The organism is Moorena sp. SIO3I6 (assembly GCF_010672095.1).
Window position 1 is genome coordinate 1 of the sequence record NZ_JAAHHU010001122.1, and the last position, 1651, is coordinate 1651.

Annotated in this window: 3 protein-coding genes; 1 reads left to right on the forward strand and 2 read right to left on the reverse strand. The window is 46.4% G+C overall.

Annotated features, from left to right (window positions below; translation table 11 throughout):
- Positions 1–179, reverse strand: a 179-nt coding sequence (locus F6K49_RS46800) for a phycobiliprotein lyase (protein WP_293109322.1), incomplete at its 3' end; no start/stop codon positions are given.
- Positions 180–300: 121 nt separating this feature from the next.
- On the reverse strand, positions 301–975 hold the full coding sequence (locus F6K49_RS46805) for a HEAT repeat domain-containing protein (RefSeq protein ID WP_075899156.1): 675 nt from the start codon (positions 973–975) through the stop codon (positions 301–303).
- 213 nt (positions 976–1188) lie between these two features.
- On the opposite strand from F6K49_RS46805, the gene F6K49_RS46810 reads away from it, so the two are divergent.
- Complete coding sequence (locus F6K49_RS46810) at positions 1189–1353, forward strand: hypothetical protein (RefSeq protein ID WP_158069554.1); 165 nt, start codon at positions 1189–1191, stop codon at positions 1351–1353.
- Positions 1354–1651: the final 298 nt, after the last annotated feature.

Sequence of the window (1651 nt, forward strand, 5' to 3'; positions counted from 1 at the left end):
TTACCAGGCTCTATTTGGTATTGTTTACAGAGTTTGATTACCTCTGGAGCATCACCAGATAGCATTTCCATAGTGATGTTGGACTTACCATTTTTAATGGGTTGAGAAGTAATATGATTACTAGTACGTTGAGAAAACCATCTGCCAGCGCTCTGTTCAAAAAACTCTTTAATATCCATTGGCTAAGATTGTAAAAATTTGTGGTAGATCGTGGTATATCACTGATGTTGGTAATTTCAATCAAGTGGTTCACTCTTGATTCTATCGCGCTATGATTAGCCCAATTACCAGGATGCTACACTAGCTTGAGGCTTTAGACAAACGCAATAGAGCCATTTGAGCGGCTTCAGATACTTGAGGATGGCTGTCTTTTGCCAAATAGTTTAATGCCGAGATACTTTTGTCCTGACCAAGTTGACCGAGAGCTTCTGCTAAACGTTGACGCACTATCCAATCCTCTGACTGGGCAAAGCGTAGAATATCGTCTATAGCTTCTGTAGCTTTGATTTCCCCCAAAGCCGCAATAGCAGCTTGTTGGACTAGTACTTCCTGACTATCTAACGCCTTGGTCAGCACATCACGAGCACGGGGATCTTGGAGGTTACCTAGGGACACAGCAGCACTAAAACGTACCAACCATTCAGTATCTTCGTAGAACGCCCTAACTAGAGCTTCAAAGGCTTTGGGGTCACCTAGATATCCCAAAGCCCCAGCAGCAGCAGCACGAATGCCATAATCTGGGTCAGTTGCCATAAATTTGACCAAAATTGGGTAGCATTCTTCCGTAGGCTTGACTCCCAGGGCGAATATAGCCATAGAGCGAACTGGTAAATTGGGATCATCAAGTACCTTTTTAATTAGCGGCACCGCATCACTGGCTTGAACATCTCGTAGTGATGCCAGAGCCATCAAGCGATCGCGCATGTTGGGGCTTTCCAGCTGAGCCGAAAGTTGTTCTAAATTAGGGGGCATCATAGTTTATTGGGGTTTGGTTGACAATTAACCTCAGGGGAGTATGAGCATCAGTTGTGATCGCTTAAGAATCTACCCAGCTGTCTGGTAAAGTAATCGCTCTGTAAGCATATGCGCTACTTGAGGTGCGTGGGCGTTCAGCTATCAGCTATAGCGCGATTAGCGCTACGCCCACCCGTGCGCGTTCAACTTAAGCGCTACGCCCACGCTACTTGAGTGGCTATTGGCCTTGGCCTATGGCCACGCTTGGCCTTGGCCTTTGGGCCACGCGGGGCGCGTTTGGCCACCCTGCTTGAGGTGCGAATGGCCACCCTACAGATGGTGCTTATGGGTTACGTCACAGCCTCGAAGCCTGTGCCACGCTACAGATGGTGCTTTTGAATAAAATAAGCTGAGTGCTGAACGCGCACGCACCTCAAGTAGCGCTTGTGCTGACTGCTTAAATCCCTCTGACCTGCTTGCTATAGCAATCTTTATACACAATTGTCGCTCTGAGTCATAGTTTTGGGAATGCTATGGCTGTATCTATGGAAGTTTTTTAGTCAACTAGCTATGGCAAATCAATTCAACTTTCGGCATCTGAGTACAGGTAAGAATAGACAACAGGCTGATGTGATAAATACAACAACCCAAGTCACTTCTGCCACAGTTGCTGATGGTAACTGTTGAATTGAGAGCA